Source organism: Pseudomonas sp. NPDC089996 (assembly GCF_044748405.1).
Taxonomy (GTDB): domain Bacteria; phylum Pseudomonadota; class Gammaproteobacteria; order Pseudomonadales; family Pseudomonadaceae; genus Aquipseudomonas.
In genome coordinates this window covers 13,749-39,964 of sequence record NZ_JBIVGA010000019.1, presented here as the reverse complement: position 1 = coordinate 39,964, position 26,216 = coordinate 13,749, and the positions used below count along the sequence as shown (strand labels likewise).

General features: G+C 67.2%; 4 protein-coding genes. All 4 read left to right on the top strand.

The genetic code is table 11. The annotated features are described in order from the left end of the window. Positions 1-285 precede the first annotated feature (285 nt). Positions 286-1,263 carry a TauD/TfdA family dioxygenase gene (locus ACIPW4_RS24460; RefSeq protein ID WP_400662487.1) on the top strand — a complete coding sequence of 326 codons (978 nt, stop codon included), beginning with the start codon at positions 286-288 and terminating at the stop codon, positions 1,261-1,263. Positions 1,264-1,429: 166 nt separating this feature from the next. Continuing rightward, entirely contained in the window at positions 1,430-4,825 is a 3,396-nt protein-coding gene (locus ACIPW4_RS24455) for an amino acid adenylation domain-containing protein (RefSeq protein ID WP_400662484.1), read from the top strand. A gap of 2 nt (positions 4,826-4,827) precedes the next feature. Then, positions 4,828-12,594: an amino acid adenylation domain-containing protein gene (locus ACIPW4_RS24450; protein WP_400662481.1), complete on the top strand. Its 7,767-nt coding sequence runs from the start codon at positions 4,828-4,830 to the stop codon at positions 12,592-12,594. Beyond that, positions 12,587-26,206 (top strand): non-ribosomal peptide synthase/polyketide synthase, encoded by a 13,620-nt coding sequence (locus ACIPW4_RS24445; protein ID WP_400662479.1) that lies wholly within the window; start codon positions 12,587-12,589, stop codon positions 26,204-26,206. Before ACIPW4_RS24450 ends, ACIPW4_RS24445 begins: the two co-directional genes overlap by 8 nt. Positions 26,207-26,216: the final 10 nt, after the last annotated feature.

Below are 26,216 nucleotides of genomic sequence, written 5' to 3'. Positions count from 1 at the left end.
TGTTCTGTTCTTCTTGTCAATGTGTCAACAGCGGGGAAGGGAACCCCCCGATAACGATTCGAATCTTGCCGTGGACGCCATCCACGCTAAATCCCTCTCTGTGCCCCTCGTTTCCTCTGCACAAGGCCGACGTGCGCTGCGCGCGCCCGGGCCGAAGCTTGCTGTCATTTTCAACGAGGGTCGAAGGATGCATGCCGCCACCTGCTTCAAGGCCAGCCAGGCGCTGCCTGTTGCCATTCAATTGCTGCTCAACCTGCTACGGCCAGCCGTCACCAGGGGGCAGCCATGAGCGCCATACTGGAACTGCTGGCCCGGCCGTTGCTGCCCGGCCAGCGCAGCCTGCCCCTGTTGGTCGAGGCGCCCCATGCGGGCCTTGACCTCAACGAGGCGCTGGAGCCGATCCGCGAGCTGGTAGACCGCCACTTGCTCGACGCCGGTGGCATTCTGTTTCGCGGTTTCGACGTGGGCGGTGCCGAGGCCTTCCGCAGCTTTGCCGGTGGCTTTGGCCACCCGCTGCTCAATTACGAGTTCGGCTCGACCCCGCGCAGCAATGTCACCCAGGGTGTGTACACCTCCACCGAGTACCCGCCGCACCAGAAGATCCCGCTGCACAACGAGCAGGCCTACACCCGTGAATGGCCGATGAAGATCTGGTTCTACAGCATGATTGCCGCCGAGACCGGCGGGGAAACGCCGATTGCCGACAGCCGCGAGGTATTCCGCCGCATCGACCCGCGCATTCACGAGCGTTTCAACCGCCATGGGCTGATGTACGTGCGCAACTTCGGCAACGGCCTTGATGTGCCCTGGGAGCAGGTGTTCAACAGTGACGACCCCACGGTGGTGGAAGCCTACTGCCAACGCCACGCGATCACTTGTGACTGGAAGGATGACGGCGAGCTGCGTACCCGCCAGGTCTGCCAGGCAGTGGCCCGCCACCCGCGTACCGGCGAAGATGTCTGGTTCAACCAGGCGCACCTGTTCCATGTGTCCAACCTGCCGGCTGAAGTGCGCGAGAGCCTGCTGGAAGTCGTCGACGAGGAAGACCTGCCGCGAAACGTCTATTACGGCGACGGCTCGCCCATCGAGGACTCGATCCTCGACGAGGTGCGCGCAGTGCTGGATGAATGCACCATCGCCTTCCCGTGGCAGGAAGGCGATGTGCTGATGCTCGACAACATGCTTGCCGCCCACGCCCGCAGTACCTTCACCGGCAAGCGCAAGGTCATCGTGGCCATGGCCGAGGGGCACGGCGCCGGCTGAACCGTAAAGCCGCGCAGTGACCGCCGGTACGTCTTCAGGCGCACCGGCGCTTGCGTGAAACAGGCGCGACGGGTTTTGCAAACAGCGCCTAAATGCAAGCCGGAATCATTCGTTCAACAGGTATCGCGGAGCCCAGGGCGGCTCCCATCACCGGTTCGGACGACCTATGAGCACCCTCGATCAATCCCTGAAGCTGGCGCGCCGCTTCATTGAACTGCCGCTGGAAAAACGCCGTGTCTTCTTCGCCGCCCTGCGCGACGAGCAGGTCGATTTCACCCGTTACCCCATCCCCGACTGCAGCGGTGTGGCTGGCCGCGACCAGCTCTCCTATGCGCAGCAGCGCATGTGGTTCCTCTGGCAACTGGAGCCGGGCAGCGCGGCCTACAACCTGCCCGGGGCCGTACGCCTGCTCGGCAACCTGAACCACCCGGCGCTGGACCTGGCCTTTGCCGATCTGGTGCAGCGTCACGAGTGCCTGCGTACCACGTTCGACGAAGTCGACGGCCAGGCCTTGCAGCGTGTCGGTGACGGTGCGCAGGTGCAGGTTCGCCATGTCGACCTGTCCGGCCTGGGTGTCGATCAGCGCCTGCAGCGCACCCGTGAAGAAGTGGCCCGTGAAGCAGGCCAGCCGTTCGACCTGCAGCAGGGCCCGCTGCTGCGGGTGGCGCTGCTGCAACTGGCGGCGGATGAGCATGTGCTGTTGCTGACCATGCATCACATCATTGCCGACGGCTGGTCGATGAACATCCTCATCGAAGAGTTCATGCGCTGCCTGGACGCCCGCAGTGCTGGAAGCCAGGCCCAGTTGCCGGCACTGGCCGTGCACTACCGCGACTACGCCATGTGGCAGCGCAGCTGGATGGAAGCCGGCGAGCAGGCGCGACAGCTCGATTACTGGCGCGCCCAGCTGGGCGAGGAACACGAACCACTGGAACTGCCCACCGACCGCCCGCGCCCGGCACAGCCGAGCCACGCTGGCGCGCGCGTGGAGTTCGCCATCGACGCCGAGTTGCGCAGCGGCCTGAAGGCGCTGGCCCAGCGCCAGGGCGTGACCTTGTTCGTGGTGTTGCTGGCGGCCTTCAAGACCCTGCTGTACCGCTACAGCGGGCAGGGCGACATCCGCGTAGGTGGCCTGATCGCCAACCGCAACCGCGGCGAGGTCGAGGGGCTGATCGGCTTCTTCGTCAATACCCAGGTGCTGCGCAGCCAGCTGGACGGCCGCCAGACCTTCGCCCAGCTGTTGCAAGCGCTGCGTCAGACCGCCCTGGGTGCGCAAGCCCATCAGGAGCTGCCGTTCGATGCGCTGCTGGAGGCACTGCAGCCCAGCCGTAGCCAGAGCCACAACGCGTTGTTCCAGGTGATGTACAACCATCAGCCGCTGGTCACCGACATCCAGGGCATGCGCCTGGGTTGCGGCCTGCAGCTGGCGCACCTGGACGCCGAGCAGAGCGTGGCCGGCGCCCGCACCCATGCCGCCGCCAGCGACCTGATGCTGGAAACTCGCGAAGAGGGCGAGCGCTTGTTGGCCGCCTTCACCTATGCCACCGATCTGTTCGATGCCGCCACCATCGAGCGCATGGCCGGGCATTGGCGCAATCTGCTGCGCAGCGCACTCGACGACCCGCAGCGTCGTGTCGGCGAGCTGCAATTGCTCGACGCTGCGCAATCCCGGCAGTTGCAGGACTGGGCGCTGCGGGCACCCGCACCGCAGGCGTCGGCACTGGCCCATCAGCGCTTCCAGGCGCAGGCAGCGCGCACGCCCGAGGCGGTCGCACTGGTGCTGGCCGGTGAAGGGCAGGGCGCCAGCCTGACGTACGCCGAGCTGGAAGCGTGCAGCAACCGCCTGGCCCAGCGACTGGTGCAGTCGGGCGTCGGTCCCGAGGTGCTGGTGGGTGTGGCGCTGGAGCGCTCGCTGGACATGGGGGTTGCCCTGCTGGCAGTGCTCAAGGCTGGCGGCGCCTATGTGCCACTGGATCCGCAAGCGCCCAGCGAACGCATTGCCCAGGTGTTCGCCGACAGTGGCCTGCGCCTGCTGCTGACCCAATCGGGCTTGCTGAGCCAGTTGCCCGTGGCTGAGGGCATCGAGGTCCTGTGCCTGGACCAGGCCCAGGGCGAGCAACCGGAACATGCCCCACAGGTAGCCCTGCAGCCCGGCAACCTCGCGTACGTGATCTACACCTCCGGCTCCACCGGCCGCCCCAAGGGCGTAGCCATCAGCCATGGCGCCCTGGCCGAATTCTGCGAACTGGCAAGCGACTATTCGCGCCTGAGCGCGGATGATCGTGTGCTGCAGTTCGCCACCTGCAGCTTCGACGGGTTCGTCGAGCAGTTCTACCCACCGCTGTGCGTCGGCGCCCGCGTGGTGCTGCGCGACAGCCGCCTGTGGGACAGCACCAGCTTCCTGCAGGCACTGCAGCAGCACGGCATCACCGTCGCCGACCTGCCGGCCGCCTACTGGCACATGCTGGTACAGGACTACGCCAGGGCCACGCCACAGGCGTTTGCCGGGCTGCGCCAGGTGCATGTCGGTGGCGAAGCCATGGCGGTGGACGGCCTCGACCTGTGGCGCCGCGCCGGCCTGGGCGGTGTGCGCTTGCTCAACACCTATGGCCCGACCGAGGCCACGGTGGTCTCCAGCATCCATGACTGCACGGCGCTGGCCTCGCAGGATGTGTCCTGGCGGGGCATCCCCATTGGCCAGGGCCTCGCTGGCCGCCGCCTGTGCATTCTTGACGGCGAGATGCAGCCCGTACCCGCCGGGGCCATCGGCGAGCTGTACATTGGTGGGCCGGGGCTGGCGCGCGGTTACCACGGCCAGCCCGCGCTCAGCGCCGAGCGCTTCCTGCCCGACCCCGAGGCGGCCGGTGAACGCCTGTACCGCACCGGTGACCGCGCCCGCTTCGACGCCAGTGGCGCCATCGAGTACATCGGCCGGGTCGATCATCAGGTGAAGGTGCGCGGTTTCCGCATCGAACTAGGCGAGATCGAGATGCGCCTGCAGCAATGCCCTGGCGTGCGCGAGGCGGCGGTGCTGGCCCTGGACATGGCCGGCGGGCGGCAACTGGTGGCCTATGTGGTCACCGAAGCCGATGGCGCCAGTGCCCAAGCGCAGCGCCAGGCGATCCGCGAGGGCCTGCGGGCGATGTTGCCGGACTACATGGTCCCGTCGCACCTGGTGCTGCTGGAGAAGCTGCCCCTGACCCCCAGCGGCAAACTGGACCGCAAGGCCTTGCCCGAACCCGACCCGAGCCAATTGCAGGCCAGCTTCCGTGCGCCGGTCAGCGAGCAGGAACAACAGCTGGCGGCGATCTGGATGGACGTGCTGCAGGTGCCCCGCGTCGGCCTGGACGACAGCTTCTTCGACCTGGGCGGGCACTCGCTGCTGGCGGCGCAGGTCGTTGCCCGGATCAAGTCCGAACTGGGCGTCGCGCTGCCCATGCGCAGCCTGTTCGAGCGCCCGCACCTGGCAGCCCTGGCTGAAGAGCTGCAGGCCCTGGGCGGCACCGCCGACGAGGACTGGGCCGATATGGAAGCGTTCATGAATTCACTGGAGGAGGTTTGAGCATGACCCGCAACACTACGCTGCGTATCGCCGAGAAGTTCATCGGGTTGCCGCTCGAACAACGCCGCCAGTTCCTCGCCAAGCTGCGCCAGGATGGCAAGGACTTCGGCCTGCTGCCGATCCCGGTCAGCCGCCATGGCCTAGAGGCGATTCCGCTGTCCTATGCCCAGCAGCGCCTGCTGTTCCTCTGGCAGCTCGACCCGCAGAGCGCAGCCTACAACATGGCTGCCGGCCTGCGCCTGCGCGGCAGCCTTGACGCAGGCCGTCTGCAGGGCGCCTTCGACGCCCTGATCGAGCGTCACGAGGCGCTGCGAACCGTGTTCCAGGTCGACGGCGAACAGCCACAACAACGGGTGCTGGCGGCAGCGCCCCTGGCCCTGCGGCAGGTCGACCTTGGTGCGGCTGACGAGGCTGAACTCGCGCGTCTGGTGGAAGACGACGTCGCGCGCCCATTCGACCTGCTCAATGGCCCGCTGCTGCGCGCCAGCTTGTTCCGCCTGGGCCAGGATGAACACGTGCTGGTGGTGTGCATGCACCACATCGTTTCCGATGGCTGGTCGATGGACGTGATGGTCCGCGAATTCGTGCAGTGCTACCAGGCCGGCGCCCAGGGCCTGCCGGCCTTGCCGCTGCAGTACGCCGACTACGCCGTGTGGCAGCGCCGCTGGCTGGAAGCCGGTGAAGGCGAGCGCCAGTTGCAGCACTGGCGCGAGCAGCTGGGCGAAGAACACCACCTGCTCGACGTGGCCGCCGACTTCCTGCGCCCGCCAGTGCAGAGCCTGCAGGGCGAGACCCTGAAGTTCGACTTCGGCGGGCTGCTGTCGCAGCGCCTGCGCGATACCGCCCGGGCCCAGGGCGTGACCCTGTTCATGCTGATGCTGACCGGCTATGCGCTGTTCCTCTCACGCCATTCCGGCCAGCGCGACATCCGCATCGGTGTGCCCAACGCCAACCGCGGGCGCGAAGAGGTGGAAGGCCTGATCGGCTTCTTCGTCAATACCCAGGTGCTGCGCTGTGTGGTCGACGAGCGCCTGTCGCTGAGTGAACTGCTGGTGCGGGTGCGCGAAGCGACCTTCGCCGCCCAGGCCAATCAGGAGCTGCCTTTCGAGCAACTGGTGGAAGTGCTCGCGCCGGAGCGCAGCCTTGGCCACAACCCGCTGTTCCAGGCCAAATTCAACCAGAACGTCGGCGTGCAGAAGCAGACCGCGCTGCAACTGCCGGGGCTGGCCGTCAGCGAGTATCCGTTGCGCAAGGAAGGCACCCACTTCGACCTCGCCCTGGATATCACCGACAACGGCAGCCTGGTGCTCGGTGAGATGACTTACGCCAGTGATCTCTACCAGCGTTCCACCATCGAAGGTTTCATCGGCGCGTTGCGTGAGCTGTTCGAAACGCTGCTGGCCGCACCGGATGCGCCGCTGCATACCTTGGTCAAGGCGCCTGCCGCAGAGGTGGTCAGCCAGCGTGCGCAACCGCCCCTGGTCCTGCAGCGCTGGGATGAGCAGGTGCGCCGCCAGCCCGACGGCATCGCGGCGGCCTGTGCGGGGCAGCGGCTCAGCCATGCCGAACTGGACAGCCAGGCCAATCGCCTGGCCCATCACCTGCGCGACCTGGGCGTCGCCGCGGGTGCGTCGGTCGCGGTGCTGATGGAGCGCTCGCTGGATTGGCTGGTGGGCCTGTTGGGCATTCTCAAAGCGGGCGGCGTCTACATGCCGCTGGACATCAAGGCGCCCACCGAACGCCTGCAAGGCATGCTGCAGCGCAGCGGTGCAAGCGTGCTGTTGTGCGACGTTGGCGAGGCTCGCCAGCAGGCACTGGCCTCGTCGGGTTGTCAGGTGCAGCCCTACACGCCAGAGCAATGGGCCTCGTTGCCGGGTCATGCGCTGCAAGCCGGTATGCCGGCGGGCGCACCGGCCTACGTGATCCACACCTCCGGCTCCACCGGGCAACCGAAGGGTGTGGTGGTCAGCCATGGCGCGCTGGCCAGCTACGTCGACGGCCTCCTGCAGCACCTGGACCTGGCCGCAGACGCGAGCATGGCGCTGGTCTCCACCATCGCCGCCGACCTTGGCCATACCGTGCTGTTCGGTGCCCTGTGCTCCGGGCGCACCCTGCATGTGCTGCCCGAGGCGCTGGGCTTCGATCCCGATGCCTTCGCCGCCTACATGGCCGAGCAGCGCATCGGCGTGCTGAAGATCGTCCCCAGCCACCTCAATGGTCTGTTGCAGGCGGCCAATGCCGCCGACGTACTGCCCGAGCATGCCTTGATCGTCGGTGGCGAGGCGTGCTCACCTGCGCTGTACCAGAAAGTGCGCGAGCTCAAGCCGGGTTGCCGCTTCATCAACCACTACGGCCCCAGCGAAACCACGGTCGGTGTGCTGACCCACGAACTGCAAGGTGACGCGGCACACGCGATGCCGCTGGGCACGGCGCTGCCGGGTGCCAGCGTGCGGGTGCTGGATGATGTGCTCAACGTGTTGCCAGCGCGTGTCGCGGGCGAACTGTACATTGGCGGCGACAGCCTGGCGCAAGGCTACTTGGGTCAGGCGGCACTGACCGCCGAGCGTTTCGTGCCCGACCCGTTCGGCGCACCGGGTACGCGCCTGTACCGCAGCGGTGACCGTGTACAGCGCGACAACGCGGGCTTGCTGCACTTCCTCGGGCGTGCCGACGACCAGGTCAAGATCCGCGGTTATCGTGTCGAGCCAGGCGAGGTCGGCCGCGTGCTGCGCGGCTTGGCGGGGGTGCATGACGCCGTGGTACTGGCGGTCCCGCAAGGTGATGATCCGGCGCAGCTGCAACTGGTCGGCTGGTGCGTGCCGGGCAACCCGCAGCTGAGCGTCGAGGCCCTGCGCGAGCAGTTGCAGGCGCTGCTGCCGGACTACCTGGTACCGGCCCACCTGCTGTTGCTCGAGCGTCTGCCGCTGACCGCCAACGGCAAGCTCGACCGCCGCGCACTGCCGCAGCCGCAGGTGCAGCTCAAGCGCCATGTTGCTGCCAGCACGCCGTTGGAAGAGCAGCTGCTGGCCATCTGGCAAGCGGTGCTCAAGCGTGAAGATATCGGCGTCGAAGACAACTTCTTCGAACTCGGTGGCGACTCCATCCTCAGCCTGCAGATCATCGCCCGGGCCAAGCGTCAGGGCATCAAGCTGAGCCCGCGCCAGCTGTTCGAGAAACAGACCATCGCCCAGCTGGCCCAGGTTGCCAAGGTGACCAGTCCAGCGGCCAAGCCGGCTGTTGTTGCGCAGGTCAGTGGCAGCATGCCGCTGTTGCCGGTACAGGCGCGCTTCTTCGAACAGGCCATGAACCAGCCCGGGCATTACAACCAGGCGGTCATGCTGCAACCGCGCCAGGCGCTGACCGCGGGCATCGTCGAGCAGGCCCTGGTGCTGCTGGTCAACCAGCACGACGCACTGCGCCTGGCCTTCAGCAATGTGGACGGCCGCTGGCGCGCCGAGCACCGCACTGGCGTGCCAGGCGGCCTGCTCTGGCATCGCCAGGCGGGCGATGCCGCGCAACTGCAGGCCATCGCCGAACAAGCGCAGGGCAGTCTCGATCTCGCTGAAGGGCCGTTGCTGCGCGTCGTGCTGTGCGACCTTGCCGAAGGTGGGCAGCGCCTGCTGCTGGTCATTCATCACCTGGTGGTCGACGGTGTGTCCTGGCGGGTGCTGCTGGAAGATCTGGAGCAAGCCTGCGTCGCCCTGCTGGCCGGGCGCGCACCCGCCCTGGCGGAGAAGGGCAGCGCATTCAAGGCCTGGGCCGAGCGCCTGGTGGGCTGGGCTCAGGAACCTGCCCGTGATGCAGAACTGGCTTACTGGCAAGCGGCCCTCGCGGGCCAGGCCGGCGACCTGCCGGCGGCACGCCGCGACGCCGGGCTGCAGGTACGCCATGCCCGCACCGTACGCTGCCGGCTGGCTGCCGACACCACGCAGAAGCTGCTGCAGCAGGCGCCGGCTGCCTACCGCACGCAGGTCAACGACCTGCTGCTGACTGCCCTGGCACGGGTGCTGTGCCGTTGGACCGGGCAGGGCAGTGCGCTGGTCCAGTTGGAAGGCCACGGCCGTGAGGATCTGTTCGACGGCATCGACCTGAGCCGCACCCTGGGTTGGTTCACCAGCCTGTTCCCGGTGGCGCTGACTCCCACCGACAACCTCGGCGATTCGCTCAAGGCGATCAAGGAGCAGTTGCGTGCCGTGCCTGGTCGCGGCATCGGCCATGGCGTGCTGCGTTACCTCGGCAGCCCGGCGCAACAGGCGGCATTGCTAGCCTTGCCGCAGGCACGGGTGACCTTCAACTACCTCGGCCAGTTCGACCAGGGCTTTGGCGAAGATCGGCTGTTCGCGCCCGCCACGGAAAGTGTGGGCGCCACCCAGGCGGCCGATGCGCCGCTGGGCAACTGGCTGAGCGTCAACGGCCAGGTGCTGGGCGGTGAACTGGAGCTGGGCTTTACCTTCAGCCACGCAATGTTCGACGAGGCGGTGATCGCCAGCCTGGCCGACGACTATGCCCGTGAGCTGGCCGCGTTGGTCGCGCATTGCCTCGACAGCCACGCCGGTGGTGCCACTCCGGCCGACTTCCCGCTGGCGGGCCTGACCCAGGCGCAGCTCGATGCACTGCCGGTCGACCTGCGCCAGGTCGAGAACATCTACCCGCTGGCGCCCATGCAAGAGGGCATGCTGTTCCACAGCCTGTACGACGGCCAGGCCAGCAGCTACGTCAACCGCCTGCGCCTGGACCTCGACGACCTCGACCCCGAGCGCTTCATCCAGGCCTGGCAGCAGGCGCTGGACCAGCATGAGTCGCTGCGCGCCGGGTTTGTCTGGGAGCAGGGCCTGGAGGCGCCACGCCAAGTGGTGCTGCGCCATGTCCAGCTGCCGGTCCAACGCTACGATTGGGCAGGCGAAGCCGATATCGACGCCCGTCTCGAAGCACTGGCGCAGGCCGAGCAGGCACGCGCCTTCGACCTCGGCCAGGCGCCGCTGCTGCGCCTGGTACTGGTGCGCACCGGGCCGCAGCGCCATCACCTGATCTACACCAGCCACCACATTCTCATGGACGGCTGGAGCAATTCGCTGCTCTTCGCGGCCGTGATGCAGGCCTATTCGGGGCAGCCTGCCGGGCTGGCGCAAGCCAGCCGCAGCGACTACCTCGGCTGGTTGCAGCAGCAGGACCGCGCCGGCGCCGATGCGTTCTGGAAAGCCCAACTGCTGGAGCTGGACGGCCCGTCGCTGCTCGGCACCACACGCGATGCCAATGAATCAGGGCAGGGTGCAGTGGTACTGGAGTTGGGCGCGGAGTTGAGCCAGGCCCTGAAGCACTTTGCGCAGGCCCAGCAAGTCACCCTCAACAGCGTGCTGCAGGCCGCCTGGGCGCTGCTGTTGCAGCGTCGCACCGGTCAGCGTCGGCCGTGCTTTGGTGCCACCGTGTCCGGGCGCCCGGCGGAGCTGCCGGGTATCGAGCAGCAACTGGGGCTGTTCATCAATACCCTGCCGGTGGCCGCTGAGCCACAAGGGCAGGTGGCGGTCGCCGACTGGGTGCGCGAGGTGCAGGCGCTCAACCTGCGCTTGCGCGAGTACGAATACCTGCCGCTGTATGCGATCCAGGCAGCGGCCGGGCGCAATGGCGAGGCGCTGTTCGACAGCCTGCTGGTGTTCGAGAACTATCCGCTGGCCCAGAGCCTGTCGGACAGCAGTGCCGGGCTACGTTTGTCCGGCCTGGATTACCAGGAGTACAGCGGCTACCCACTGACCCTGATTGCCGAAGCGCGTGATCAGATGCAACTGACCTTCGCCTACCAGCGTCAGGTCTTCGGCCATGAGCGGGTGCAGCGCATCGCGGCCGAGCTGCGGCACCTGCTGCAGGGCTTCGCCAGCGCGCCGCACGCCTTGCTGGGCAGCTTTGCTCTGGTCGATGCGGCGTCGTATCAGCAGGTTGTCGAGCAGTGGAATGCCACGGCGCGCGACTACCCGGGCACGCCGTATGTGCACCAGCTGTTCGAACAGCAGGCGGCCCGCCAGCCACAGGCGCCGGCACTAACCTTCGCCGAGCGCACCCTGAGCTACGCCGAGCTGAACACCCAGGCCAACCGCCTGGCCGCGCACCTGCGTGGGTTGGGCGTCGGTCCGGACGTGCTGGTGGGCATCGCCGCCGAGCGTTCGGTGGAGATGGTCGTCGGCTTGCTGGCGATCCTCAAGGCCGGTGGCGCCTACGTGCCGCTGGACCCGGAATACCCGCAGGACCGCCTGGCCTACATGTTCGAGGACAGCGGCATCGCCTTGCTGCTGACCCAGTCGCACCTGCGCGACGGCCTGCCGATCCCCGCAGGGCTGGCCGTGCTCGACCTGGACCGGGCCCAGGCCTGGAGTGCGCTGGATGCGCACAACCCGGATGTAGCGCTGCACCCGGAAAACCTCGCCTACGTCATCTACACCTCCGGTTCCACCGGCAAGCCGAAAGGCGCTGGCAACCGCCACGTGGCGTTGCACAACCGCCTGGCCTGGATGCAGGAGGCGTATCAGCTCGGCGCCGCAGACAGCGTGCTGCAGAAGACCCCGTTCAGCTTCGACGTGTCGGTGTGGGAGTTCTTCTGGCCACTGATGGAAGGCGCACGCCTGGTCATGGCATTGCCCGGTGACCATCGCGACCCGGCGCGCCTGGCCGAGCTGATCAGCCGCGAACAGATCAGCACGCTGCACTTCGTGCCGTCGATGCTGCAGGCCTTCGTCGGTGACGAAAACGCCGCCCGCTGCACCTCGCTGCAGCGGATCATCTGCTCCGGTGAAGCGCTGCCGGTGGAGCTGCAACGCCAGACCCTGGCGCTGCTGCCGCACAGCGGGCTGTACAACCTGTATGGCCCGACCGAGGCGGCCATCGACGTCACCCACTGGACCTGCGTCGAGGAAGGCAAGGACGCGGTGCCGATCGGTCAGCCGATCGCCAACCTGCAGACCTACGTGCTCGACGGCGAACTGAACCCGGTCAGCCCCGGCGTGACCGGCGAGCTGTACCTGGGCGGCATCGGCCTGGCCCGTGGTTACCACCGTCGCCCGGCGTTGACCGCCGAGCGCTTCGTCACCAGCCCGTTCGGTGCCGGCCAGCGGCTGTACCGCACCGGTGACCTGGCGCGCCAGCGCGAGGGCGGAGTGATCGAATATGCCGGGCGCATCGACCACCAGGTGAAGATCCGCGGCCTGCGCATCGAACTGGGCGAGATCGAAGCGCGCTTGCAGGAGCAGGACGCCGTGCGCGAGGCGGTGGTGGTGGCTGCCGAGGGGCAACTGGTGGCGTATCTGGTGGCCGAGCAGGCCGACAGCCTGGCGGCAATCAAGGCACACCTGGCGGCCGTGCTGCCGGACTACATGGTGCCGAGCCAGTGGGTGCTGCTTGAACACATGCCGCTGTCGCCCAACGGCAAGCTCGACCGCAAGGCCCTGCCGAAACCCGAACTGGGCCAGTCTCGGCGCGAGTACCTGGCGCCGCAGAGCGAGCTTGAGCTCCGCCTGGCTGCGATCTGGCAGGAGGTGCTGAAGGTCGAGCGGGTCGGCCTCAACGACAACTTCTTCGAACTGGGCGGGCATTCGTTGCTGATGGTGCGCCTGGTTTCCCGAATCAAGACCGAACTCAGCGTCGAATTACCGATTCAGGACGCCTACCTCGCCGACGACCTCGGCGCCCTGGCTGCCCTGGTGACACGTAACGCGGGCCCGGCTGAACAAGACTACGACGCGATTTTTGACGCCTTGGACGAACTGGAGGCATTTGATGCTTAAGCAAGGGACCCAACAGGGCAATGAGCTGATCCAACGGATCAGCGGGCTGGGCCACGACAAGCGCGTGGCCTTGTTCAAGCGCCTGCTGGAGAAAGGTGTCGATCTGGGCCGTCTGCCCATCGTGCCGCTGGCCGACGGCGAGACGCTGCGCCTCTCCCATGCCCAGCAGCGCCAGTGGGTGCTCTGGCAACTGGACCCGGAGGGCGCTGCCTACAACATGGTCACCGTGCTGCGCCTGCGCGGGGCCCTGAACCTCGAGGCACTGCGCCAGGCATTCGATGACCTGGCGGCGCGGCATCAGACACTGCGCACGCGTTTCTTCCTCGATGCCGACGGCCAGCCGCGCCAGTGCATCGACCCGGCCCGGTCGCTGACCATCGATACCCGCCACCTTGCGCACGCTGACGAGCCGGCATTGCTGGCCGCCATCGAGGCCGAAGCGGTTCGCCCGTTCGACCTGGAGGCGGGCCCGCTGTTGCGGGTGGCGCTGCTTGAAGTGGGCGATGCAGATCGCGTTCTGGTCCTGACCCAGCACCACATTGTTTCCGACGGCTGGTCCATGCAGTTGATGGTCGAGGAGTTGATCAGCCTGTACAAGGCCCACTGCCAAGGCCTTGAAGCGCAATTGCCGGCCTTGCCGATTCAATATGCCGACTACGCCGGCTGGCAGCGCCAGTGGTTGGCGGCAGGCGAGCGCGAGCGGCAACTGAACTACTGGACGCAGCGCCTGGCCGCTGAACAAGGCCCTCTGGAGCTGCCTTTCGACCGCCCACGGCCGGCGCGCCGCAGCAGCCAGGGTTCGCGAGAAGTTCTCGAGCTGCAGCCATCGCTGCTGCAAGCTGTACGGCAACTGGCCCAGGCCCAAGGGTGCACCCCGTTCATGGTGCTGCTGGCGTCGTTCCAGTTGCTGCTGCACCGCTACAGCGGGCAGGCTGACATCCGTGTCGGTGTGCCGTCGGCCAACCGCAATCGCGCCGAGACCGAGCGCCTGCTGGGCTTCTTCGTCAACACTCAGGTGCTGCGCGCAGACGTCGATGGTCAGGCCTGTTTCCTCGACTTGCTCAAGCAGGTGCGCCAGGCAGCGCTGGAAGCCCAGGCCCACCAGGACCTGCCGTTCGAGCAGCTGGTCGAAGCGCTGCAGCCGGAACGCAGCCTCAGCCACAGCCCGTTGTTCCAGGTGATGTTCAACTATCAGGTGAGCGAAGGGGCCATCAGTGACGGCGTGAAGCTGCCGGGGCTGGATGTGGCCCAGATGCAATGGGCCATGCCCAGTGCGCAGTTCGACCTGAGCCTGGACTGTGTCGAACATCCACAAGGGCTCAGCGCCTCGCTGATCTACTCCACCGACCTGTTCGATGCGCCGCGCATCCAGCGTATGGCCGAGCACTGGCAGAACCTGCTGCGGGCGATCGTCGATGCGCCGGCACAACGCATGGGTGAATTGCCCATGCTGCGCGACGATGAGCGGGCACTGGCGATTGCTGACTGGAATGCCACGGCGCGCGACTACCCGGGCACGCCGTATGTGCACCAGCTGTTCGAACAGCAGGCCGCCCGCCAGCCACAGGCGCCGGCACTGACCTTCGCCGAGCGCACCCTGAGCTACGCCGAGCTGAACGCCGAGGCCAACTGCCTGGCCGCGCACCTGCGTGGGTTGGGCGTCGGCCCGGACGTGCTGGTGGGCATCGCCGCCGAGCGTTCGGTGGAGATGGTCGTCGGCTTGCTGGCGATCCTCAAGGCCGGTGGCGCCTACGTGCCGCTGGACCCGGAATACCCGCAGGACCGCCTGGCCTACATGTTCGAGGACAGCGGCATCGCCTTGCTGCTGACCCAGTCGCACCTGCGCGACGGCCTGCCGATCCCCGCAGGGCTGGCCGTGCTCGACCTGGACCGGGCCCAGGCCTGGAGTGCGCTGGATGCGCACAACCCGGATGTAGCGCTGCACCCGGAAAACCTCGCCTACGTCATCTACACCTCCGGTTCCACCGGCAAGCCGAAAGGCGCTGGTAACCGCCACGTGGCGTTGCACAACCGCCTGGCCTGGATGCAGGAGGCGTATCAGCTCACCGTCGAAGGCAGCGTGCTGCAGAAGACCCCGTTCAGCTTCGACGTGTCGGTGTGGGAGTTCTTCTGGCCGCTGATGGAAGGCGCACGCCTGGTCATGGCATTGCCCGGTGACCATCGCGACCCGGCGCGCCTGGCCGAGCTGATCAGCCGCGAGCAGATCAGCACGCTGCACTTCGTGCCGTCGATGCTGCAGGCCTTCGTCGGTGACGAAAACGCCGCCCGCTGCACCTCGCTGCAGCGGATCATCTGCTCCGGCGAAGCGCTGCCGGTGGAGCTGCAACGCCAGACCCTGGCACTGCTGCCGCACAGCGGCCTGTACAACCTGTATGGCCCGACCGAGGCGGCCATCGACGTCACTCACTGGACCTGCGTCGAGGAAGGCAAGGACGCGGTGCCGATCGGCCAGCCGATCGCCAACCTGCAGACCTACGTGCTCGACGGCGAACTGAACCCGGTCAGCCCCGGCGTGACCGGTGAGCTGTACCTGGGCGGTATCGGCCTGGCCCGTGGTTACCACCGTCGCCCATCGCTGACCGCCGAGCGCTTCGTCACCAGCCCGTTCGGTGCCGGCCAGCGGCTGTACCGCACCGGCGACCTGGCGCGCCAGCGCGAGGACGGGGTGATCGAATATGCCGGGCGTATCGACCACCAGGTGAAGATCCGCGGCCTGCGCATCGAACTGGGCGAGATCGAAGCGCGCTTGCAGGAGCAGGACGCCGTGCGTGAGGCCGTGGTCGTAGCCGCCGAGGGCCCGAGCGGCAAGCAGCTGGTCGCCTACGTGGTACCGGAACCGACCACGCTGGCACGCGCCGAAGCCGAGATCCAGGGCGGCTACCTGCAAGGCGTGAAGGCGCAATTGCTGGATGTACTGCCCGACTACATGGTGCCCGCGCAGTGGGTGCTGCTCGAGCAGATGCCGCTGTCGCCCAACGGCAAGCTCGACCGCAAGGCGCTGCCCAAGCCCGACCCGGCGCAATCGCGCAGCGAATACCAGGCGCCTCGCAACGCCCTGGAGCAACGTCTGGCGCTGATCTGGCAGGACGTGCTGCGCCTGGAACAGGTGGGCGTGGACGACAACTTCTTCGAGCTGGGTGGCGATTCGATCATCTCCATCCAGATCGTCAGCCGGGCGCGCCAGGCAGGCATCCGCTTCGCCCCGCGTGACTTGTTCCAGCACCAGAGCATTCGCCGTCTGGCCACGGTGGCGCAACTGAGCGAGACCCTGCAGATCGACCAGGGGCCGGTGACCGGTGAGGCGCCGCTGCTGCCGATCCAGCGGACGTTCTTCGCCAGTGAGATCCCCAACCGTCAGCACTGGAACCAGTCGCTGCTGCTGGCCCCGGCCGAACCGCTGGACAGCGCACTGCTGTCCCGCGCCCTGGCCGCGTTGCTGCAGCAGCATGACGCTCTGCGCCTGCGCTATCAGCAGGTCGACGACACCTGGGTACAGAGCCATCAGCAACAGGCGAGCGCCGACGGGCTGATCTGGCAACATCAATTGCTCAGGCTCGAGGATCTGCCGGCGTACTGCACCGACGTGCAGCGCAGCCTCGACCTGGCCGCAGGCCCCATGCTGCGCCTGGCCTTGATGACCCTGCCGGACGGTACCCAGCGTTTGCTGTTGGCGATTCACCACCTGGTCATCGATGGCGTTTCCTGGCGCATCCTGCTCGAAGACCTGCAGACGGCTTATCGCCAACTTCAGGCGGGGCAGACGCTTCAGTTGCCGGCCAAGACCAGTTCTTACAAGGCCTGGGGCGAGCGCCTGGGCGAACATGCCCGTTCCGCGCCCATGGCCGAGCAGCTCGGCTACTGGCAACAGATGCTGGAAGGCGCGCCGCAGGATCTGCCGCGCGACAATCCGCACGGTGCGATGGACAACCGGCATGCCCGCAGCGTCGCCACCCGCCTGGACGCCACCCGCACCCGTCAATTGCTGCAGGAAGCACCGGCGGCGTACCGCACCCAGGTCAACGACCTGCTGCTGACCGCCCTGGCTCAGGTTGTCTGTGCCTGGAGCGGCGACTCGTCGGCGCTGGTGCAACTGGAAGGGCACGGTCGCGAAGACCTGTTCAGCGACATCGACCTGTCGCGCACCCTGGGCTGGTTCACCAGCATGTTCCCGGTGCGTCTAACGCCTGCTGGAACACTGTCAGCAGCTATCAAGGGCATCAAGGAGCAGTTGCGCGCCACACCTGACAAAGGCTTGGGTCACGGCCTGCTGCGCCACCTGGGTAGCGATCATGCATGTGCAGCGCTGGCCGCCTTGCCGCAACCGCGCATCACCTTCAACTACCTGGGGCAGTTCGATGGCGACTTCGCCGAGGGTGCCCTGTGGGTGCCCGCCGGTGAGGGGCGTGGCTCGGGGCAAGACCCGCAGGCGCCGCTGGGCAACTGGCTGAGCGTCGATGGTCAGGTGTTCGGTGGCGAACTGAGCCTGAACTGGACCTTCAGTGGCGACATGTACAGCGAGGCGACCATCGCCCGCCTGGCCCATTCCTACCAGCAGGCCCTGGAGGCGCTGATTGCGCACTGCCTGGAAGAGACCAACGCCGGGCTGACCCCAAGCGATGTACCGCTGGCAGGGCTGGGTCAGGCTCAACTCGATGCCCTGGCGTTGCCTGCCCGGGCCATTGCCGATATCTATCCGCTGTCGCCCATGCAGCAAGGCATGCTGTTCCACAGCCTGTACGAAGCCAGCGGCCGTACCTACGTCAACCAGATGCGTGTGGATATCCATGGCCTGGACGTCGAGCGCTTCGCCAGTGCCTGGCAACAGGCGGTCGACCGCCACGAACTGCTTCGCGCAGGCTTCCTCTGGGACGCCGGGCTGGAGGCGCCGCGTCAGGTGATTCACCGTCAGGCCACCCTGGAAATCCTGGTCGAGGAAGGTGACGCTGGAAGCCAGCTCGATGAGCGTGCCCGCCACGAACTGGACCGCGGTTTCGATCTGGCCTGCCCACCGCTGCTGCGCCTGAGCCTGGTGCGCACCGGTGCTGACAGCCATCACCTGATCTATACCAGCCACCACATCCTGATGGACGGCTGGAGCAACTCGCGCCTGCTCGGTGAGGTGCTGCAGACCTATGCCGGCCAGGCCGTCGCTGCGCCGGAGGGTCGCTACCAGGACTACCTCGCCTGGTTGCAGCAGCAGGATCAGGCTCTCAGCCAGCGCTTCTGGCAGGCGCAGCTGGCACCACTGGAGGAGCCGACCCGACTGGCCCTGGCCTGCGCCCGGGCGGACCTGGCCGAGCCCGGCCAGGCCTTGCACAGCGCTCGGCTGAACGGTGAACAGACCCGCCGCCTGCAGGCCTTCGCCCGGCAGCAGCAGGTCACCCTCAACACCCTGGTGCAGTCGGCCTGGCTGCTGCTGTTGCAGCGTTACACCGGCCAACGCAGCGTAGCGTTCGGCGCCACGGTATCCGGGCGCCCAGTGGAGCTGCCGGGGATCGAGCAGCAACTGGGCCTGTTCATCAACAGCCTGCCGGTGATCGCCACACCGGACGGCGCGCTCAGCGTCGCCCAGTGGGCTCAGGCGGTGCAGGCGCAGAACCTTGCGCTGCGTGACCACGAACATACACCGCTGGCAGACGTGCAGCGCCTGGCCGGGCGTAACGGCGAAGCGCTGTTCGACACGCTGCTGGTGTTCGAGAACTATCCGGTTTCCGAAGCCCTGCAGGCGGCCCCGGGCGGTCTTGGCTTCAGCAACCTGGGCTACAGCGAGCAGAGCGGCTACGCCCTGACGCTGATTGCCCAGGTCGGCGAGGAGCTGGAACTGGCCTTCCACTACCTGACCCAGGACTTCGCCGAACCAAGTATTCGCCGTATCGCCGGGCAACTGACCCAGTTGCTGTTGCAGTTCATGGCGCAGCCTGACAGCCCGTTGGGCGAACTGTCGTTGCTGGAAGAAAACGACCGCCAGCAGGTCGTCGATCAGTGGAATGCCACGGCACGCGATTACCCGGGCACGCCGTATGTGCACCAGCTGTTCGAACAGCAGGTCGCCCGCCAGCCACAGGCACCGGCACTGACCTTCGCCGACCGCACCCTGAGCTACGCCGAGCTGAACGCCGAGGCCAACTGCCTGGCCGCGCACCTGCGTGGGTTGGGCGTCGGCCCGGACGTGCTGGTGGGCATCGCCGCCGAGCGTTCGGTGGAGATGGTCGTCGGCTTGCTGGCGATCCTCAAGGCCGGTGGCGCCTACGTGCCGCTGGACCCGGAATACCCGCAGGACCGCCTGGCCTACATGTTCGAGGACAGCGGCATCGCCTTGCTGCTGACCCAGTCGCACCTGCGCGACGGCCTGCCGATCCCCGCAGGGCTGGCCGTGCTCGACCTGGACCGGGCCCAGGCCTGGAGTGCGTTGGATGCGCACAACCCGGATGTAGCGCTGCACCCGGAAAACCTCGCCTACGTCATCTACACCTCCGGTTCCACCGGCAAGCCGAAGGGCGCTGGCAACCGCCACGTGGCGTTGCACAACCGCCTGGCCTGGATGCAGGAGGCGTATCAGCTCGGCGCCGCAGACAGCGTGCTGCAGAAGACCCCGTTCAGCTTCGACGTGTCGGTGTGGGAGTTCTTCTGGCCACTGATGGAAGGCGCACGCCTGGTCATGGCATTGCCCGGTGACCATCGCGACCCGGCGCGCCTGGCCGAGCTGATCAGCCGCGAACAGATCAGCACGCTGCACTTCGTGCCGTCGATGCTGCAGGCCTTCGTCGGTGACGAAAACGCCGCCCGCTGCACCTCGCTGCAGCGGATCATCTGCTCCGGTGAAGCGCTGCCGGTGGAGCTGCAACGCCAGACCCTGGCACTGCTGCCGCACAGCGGCCTGTACAACCTGTATGGCCCGACCGAGGCGGCCATCGACGTCACCCACTGGACCTGCGTCGAGGAAGGCAAGGACGCGGTGCCGATCGGCCAGCCGATCGCCAACCTGCAGACCTACGTGCTCGACGGCGAACTGAACCCGGTCAGCCCCGGCGTGATCGGCGAGCTGTACCTGGGCGGCATCGGCCTGGCCCGTGGTTACCACCGTCGCCCATCGCTGACCGCCGAGCGCTTCGTCACCAGCCCGTTCGGTGCCGGCCAGCGGCTGTACCGCACCGGCGACCTGGCGCGCCAGCGCGAGGACGGGGTGATCGAATATGCCGGGCGTATCGACCACCAGGTGAAGATCCGCGGCCTGCGCATCGAGCTGGGCGAGATCGAAGCACGCCTGCAGGAGCAGGACGCCGTGCGTGAAGCCGTGGTCGTAGCCGCCGAGGGCCCGAGCGGCAAGCAGCTGGTGGCCTACCTGGTGGCCGAGCAGGCTGACAGCCTGGAGGCGATCAAGGCGCACCTGGCTGGCGTGCTGCCGGACTACATGGTGCCAAGCCAGTGGGTACTGCTTGAGCGCATGCCGCTGTCACCCAACGGCAAGCTCGACCGCAAGGCCCTGCCGAAACCGGAGCTGGGCCAGTCCCGGCGCGAGTACCAGGCGCCGCAGAGCGACCTGGAGCAGCGCCTGGCTGCGATCTGGCAGGAGGTGCTGAAAGTCGAGCGGGTCGGCCTCCATGACAACTTCTTCGAACTGGGTGGTGATTCCATCGTCTCGATTCAGCTGGTGAGCCGTGCCCGCCAGCAAGGCCTGCGCTTCACGCCCAAGGACGTCTTCGAACAGCAGACCCTGCAGCGCCTGGCCGGCGTCGTCGAGCAGAGCGAAGCGAGCCAGGTCGAGCAAGGGCCGGTGACCGGCGAGGCACCGCTGCTGCCAATCCAGCGGCTGTTCTTCGAAACGCCAATCCCTGCTCGCCATCACTGGAACCAGGCGCTGCTGCTGGCGCCTGTCCAGGCCTTGGACGGCGACCTGCTGCGCACTGCGCTGCAACAGGTGACGCTGCATCACGATGCCCTGCGCCTGCGCTATCGCCAGGACGCTGAAGGCTGGGTCCAGTACCACGGTGCGGTCGAGCAGACCGTGCAGTTGCAGTGTGTGCAGGTCGAGGACCTCGAGCAGGTGGCCGCCGAGGCACAGCGCAGCCTGTCGCTGGAACACGGGCCGCTGTGCCGTGCGCTGCTGGCCAGCCTGGCCGATGGCAGCCAGCGCCTGTTGCTGGTGATCCACCACCTGGTCATCGACGGCGTGTCCTGGCGCATTCTGCTGGAGGACCTGCAGAGTGCCTACCGTCAGTTGAGCAAGGGCGAAGCCGTGCGCCTGCCAGCCAAGACCAGCCCATACAAGATTTGGGGCGAGCACCTGATGGCCCATGCGCAGTCCGAGGCGATGAGCGCGGAACTGGGCTATTGGCAGGCCCAGCTTGCCGATGGCGGCGAAGGCATCGTTGCCGACCACCGCGATGGCAGCCAGGCCAAACGCCATGCCCGCACCCTCACCAGCCGCTTCGACCCGGCATTGACCCGCGCGCTGTTGCAAGAGGCGCCAGCGGCCTACCGCACCCAGGTCAACGACCTGTTGCTGACCGCCCTGGCCCAGGCACTTTGTGCCTGGAGCGGCGAGGCATCGGCACTGGTGCAGCTCGAAGGGCATGGCCGCGAGGAGCTGTTCGACACCCTCGACCTGTCGCGCACCCTGGGCTGGTTCACCAGCCTGTACCCGGTGCGCCTGCAACCTGCAGCCGATATCGGCGCGTCGATCAAGGGCATCAAGGAACAACTGCGCAATGTGCCGAACAAGGGCATCGGCTACGGCCTGCTGCGTCACCTCGGTCCACAGGCCGCCCAACAAGCCTTGGCGGGCCTGCCGCAGCCGCGTATCACCTTCAACTACCTGGGCCAGTTCGATACCGCAATGGCCGAGGGGGCGCTGTGGCGCCTGGCTGAAGAGTCGGCCGGCAGCGGTATCGATGACGATGCACCCCTGGGCAACTGGCTTAACCTGGATGGTCAGGTCCATGAAGGCGTGCTGAGCCTGAGCTGGACGTTCAGCACCTGCACCTTCGAGGCAAGCCGGGTACAAGCGCTGGCGACGGCGTTCGAAGATGCCCTGCGGGCGTTGGTCGAGCACTGCCAGCAACCGGGCAACCGTGGCGTGACGCCGGCGGACTTCCCGCTGGCCGGCCTCGACCAGGCCCAGCTCGATGCCCTGCCGGTAGCGATGGACGACATCGAAGACCTGTATGCCTTGTCGCCGATGCAAGAGGGCATGTTGTTCCATACCCTGTCCGACGGTGGCTCGGCGCTGTATGTCAACCAGGTCTGCCTGCCCGTCGACGGCCTCGACCCGCAACGCTTCGCGGCTGCCTGGCAACGGGTCATGGCCCGTCACGACATCTTGCGCACCAGTTTCCACTGGCAGGGGCTGCCACGCCCGGTGCAGGTGGTACACCGCCAGGTTCGCCTGGACTTCGAACTGCTCGACTGGCGCGACGAGGCGGTGGACGAGCAACGCCTTGCCGCGCGCGCCGAAGCGGAATGTGCCCGTGGCTTCGACCTGACCCGCGCGCCGTTGCAGCGGCTGCTGTTGATCCGCGTGGCGGAGGAGGGCTACCACCTGGCCTGGACCAGCCACCACATTCTCATGGATGGCTGGTCCAGCTCGCAGTTGTTCGGCGAGGTCATGGAGCAGTATCACCAGGGCAGCAGCCAGGGCGAGGTGGGCCGCTATCGCGACTTCATCGCCTGGCTGCAGCGTCAGGACCAGGGCGCGCTGGAGCGCTTCTGGAAAGACCGCCTGCAACGCCTGGACGAACCAACTTCGTTGAGCCAGGCCGTGCACCCGCGGCATGTCAGCGACGAACAGGGCCATCACGCGCTCTACACCCGCTGGGACGGCGAGCGTACCGCCCGCCTGCAGCAGCGTTGCCGCGAACTGCGCATCACCGCCAACACCCTGGTGCAAGGCGCGTGGCTGCTGTTGCTGCAGCGTTACACCGGCCAGGCGGCGCCGTGCTTCGGCGCCACTGTCGCCGGGCGCCCCGAGGGCCTGGCAGGGGCCGACCGCATGCTCGGCCTGTTCATCAATACCTTGCCGGTGATCGGCCAGATGGACGCCGAGCAGCCGCTGCTCGACTGGTTGCAGGCCCTGCAGCGCGACAACCTGGACCTGCGCGAGCAGGCCCATGCGCCACTGGCCGACGTGCAGCGCTGGTCGGGGCAGGGCGGCCAGCCGCTGTTCGACAGCATCATCGTCTTCGAGAACTACCCGATCGATCAGCGCCTGGGCGACAGCGCGGCCACCGGCCTGAGCTTCGGCCAGTCGTCCAACCACGACGTCACCAACTTCCCCATGGACCTGGCGGTCCACCTGGGCGAGCAGCTGTCGATCGAATACCTGTACCTGCGGGGCTGCTTCAGCGAGCCGGTGGTGCAGGGTATTCGCGCCATGATGGAGCACTTGCTGGAAGAAATGCTCGCCAACCCGCAGGTGGCCCTGGGCAACCTGCAGCGTCTGCCAGCGGCGCAGCGTTCGGCCCTGCAGGGCTGGAGCGCGGCACCTGGCGACGCCTGGCAGGCACAATCGCTGGTGGAACTGATCGCCCGCCATGCCGTGCAGCGTCCGCAGGCGCTGGCGGTGCAATGTGGCGGGCAGCAGCTCGACTACCTGCAACTGGAACACTCGGCCAACCGCCTGGCCCATCGCCTGCAAGCGCTGGGCGCCGGCCCCGAGGTGGTCATCGGGGTCGCCCTGGAGCGTTCGGTGCAGACCTTGGTGGCCTTGCTGGCGGTGATGAAAAGTGGTGCCGCTTACCTGCCGCTGGATATCGACTATCCGGCCGAGCGGCTGGCCTACATGGTCGAAGACTCGGGCATGGCCTTGCTCATCACCGAAGGCGCGCTGCAGGACCGCGTGCCGGCCCCGGCCACCCTGCAACGCGTGCTGCTCGATGCCGCAGACCAGGGCCAGTGGCCGGCAACTGCACCCGTGTCGCAGGCCCGCCCGGGCAACCTGGCCTACCTGATCTACACCTCGGGCTCCACCGGCCGGCCAAAAGGTGTGGCCGTGCCGCAAGGGCCGCTGAGCATGCATTGCCAGGCCATTGCCGAGCTGTACGAGATGGAAGCTGGCGTGCGTGAGCTGCACTTCATGTCGTTCGCCTTCGATGGCGCCCACGAGCGCTGGCTGACCACGCTGATGGTTGGTGGCACGCTGGTGATTCGCGATGGCAGCCTGTGGACCCCGGAGCAGACCTGCCGGGCGCTGCACGAGCAGCGTATCGACATCGCCTGTTTCCCGCCGGCCTACCTCAAGCAGATGGCCGAGTTCGTCGAGGGCAGTGGCATGCCGGCGCCGCCTGTGCGCATCTACTGCTTCGGTGGTGATGCGGTGCCGGAGCGCAGCTTCGAGCAGGTCCGCGCCGCGCTGCGCCCGCGCCACTTCACCAATGGTTATGGCCCCACCGAGACCGTGGTCACGCCGTTGCTGTGGAAAGCCTCGGGTACCGACCTGTGCGGCGCCGACTACGCGCCCATCGGGCGTGCCGTGGGTGAGCGCAGCCTGCATGTGCTGGACGAGCAGCTCAACCCGTTGCCGGTGGGCTTCGCCGGCGAGCTGTACATTGGTGGCGAGGGGGTCGCCCGTGGCTATCAGAACCGCCCTGGGCAAAGCGCCGAGCGCTTCGTGCCCGACCCGTTCGGTGCCCCTGGCACGCGGCTGTATCGCACCGGCGACCTGGTGCGCCTGCGCGAGGATGGCATCCTCGATTACCTGGGACGCATCGACCAGCAGGTGAAGATCCGCGGCTTCCGTATCGAGCTGGGCGAAGTCGAGGCGGCACTGCGCCGCCAGCCGGGCGTCGAGGATGCCTTGGTGGTGGCGCGCGACAGCGCCTCCGGCAAGCAGCTGGTGGGCTACGTGGTGGGTGAACCCTCGCTGTCGGGAGACTGGCTGAAAATGGCCCTGCGCGCCAGCCTGCCCGACTGGATGGTGCCCATGCAGGTCATGGTGCTGCCGGCATTCCCGGTCACGCCCAATGGCAAGCTGGATCGCAAGGCGTTGCCGGAGCCGAGCTTCCAGCAGGAGGCCTATATGGCGCCACGCAACCTCGAAGAACAGTTGCTGGCCGAGATCTGGGCACAGGTGCTGCAGGTCGAGCAGGTCGGCATCGAAGACAACTTCTTCGAACTGGGCGGAGACTCGATCCTGAGCCTGCAGGTGGTGTCGAGGGTGAAGAACCACCCTGGCCTGGAGCTCGACCTGAAACTGCGCGACCTGCTGCGCTATCAGACCATCGCCGGCATCTGCGAGCGGCCAGTGGAAACGGCCAGCGGCAAGGTTGAGGGCGATAGTCTGCAGGCCGTCGAAGGCGCTTTCCGCCTGCTGCCGATCCAGGAGTGGCTGTTCGCCGAGGACATGCTCGAGCCGAAGCACTTCAACCAGGCCTTGATGCTCAAGGCGCGCGGCGCGCTGGACCTGGATGCACTGGAACGTGCCCTGGGCGTGATCCAGCAGCATCATGATTCGCTGCGCCTGCGCTTCAGCCGTGACAGCGGGCGTTGGCTACAGCACTACCTGGCCGAAGACGCCTGCGCGCCGCAGCTGTGGCGCCGCGAGGCCGCCGATGCCGAGGCGCTGGAGCAACTGGCCAACCAGGCGCAACGCAGCCTGGACCTGGCCGAGGGCCCGATGTGGCGTGCCATGCACGTGTCCATGGCCGATGGTGAAGCGCGCCTGTTGCTGGTGATCCACCACCTGGTGGTGGATGCGGTGTCGTGGCGGGTGTTGCTGGAAGACCTGCGCACTGCCTACGAGGCCTGCTGCCTGGGCCAGGCACCCAGGTTGCCGATGCGCAGCAGCAGCTACCGCGCCTGGGTCGAGCGCCTGGTGCAGGACGCCGGGCGTATCGCCGCCGAAGAAAGCGACTGGTGGCTGGGGCAGCTGGACCGTCCGGGCCAGGACCTGCCGTGCGACAACCCGAGAGGCCGCAACCAGGTCAGTGAACAGGCGGTGGCCAGGGTGGTGCTTGACAGCGCCCCGACCAGCCGTCTGCTGAAAGAAGCGCCAGCCGCCTATGGCACGCAGATCAACGACCTGTTGCTGACCGCCCTGGGCCGTGTGCTGTGCCGTTGGAGCGAGCAGGAGTCGGTACTGGTGCAACTGGAAGGCCACGGCCGCGAAGACCTGTTCGAGGCCTTGGACCTGTCGCGCACGCTGGGCTGGTTCACCAGCATGTTCCCGGTACGCCTGCAGCCAGAGGCGGACATCGGCAGTTCGATCCTGGCCGTCCAGGGGCAACTGCAGGCGGTACCGAACAAGGGTATCGGTTACGGCGTGCTGCGTTACCTCGGTGCACCCGCACTCGGCGAGCGCCTGGCGCGCCTGCCGCAGGCGCGGATCACCTTCAACTACCTGGGGCAGTTCGACCAGAGCTTCGACGACAAGGCGCTGCTGGTGCCGGCGGCTGAGGGCACGGGGGATTGCTACAGCCCCGTAGCGCGCCTGGGCAACTGGCTGGAGATCATCGGCCAGGTCTACGACGGCTGCCTGGCACTGCGCTGTGTCTACAGCACGCGCCGCTACCGGCCACAGACCGTGCAAGCGCTGATGGACGACTACCGCGTCGAGCTGGAGCTGTTGATCGACCACTGCCTGCAACGGCTGAGCTGAGTCTTTTCGT

What these genes read in the sequence shown, in the direction of transcription:
- ACIPW4_RS24460 (WP_400662487.1), top strand. Translation starts at nt 286, where the DNA reads ATGAGCGCCATACTGGAACTGCTGGCCCGGCCGTTGCTGCCCGGCCAG.
- ACIPW4_RS24455 (WP_400662484.1), top strand. Translation starts at nt 1,430, where the DNA reads ATGAGCACCCTCGATCAATCCCTGAAGCTGGCGCGCCGCTTCATTGAA.
- ACIPW4_RS24450 (WP_400662481.1), top strand. Translation starts at nt 4,828, where the DNA reads ATGACCCGCAACACTACGCTGCGTATCGCCGAGAAGTTCATCGGGTTG.
- ACIPW4_RS24445 (WP_400662479.1), top strand. Translation starts at nt 12,587, where the DNA reads ATGCTTAAGCAAGGGACCCAACAGGGCAATGAGCTGATCCAACGGATC.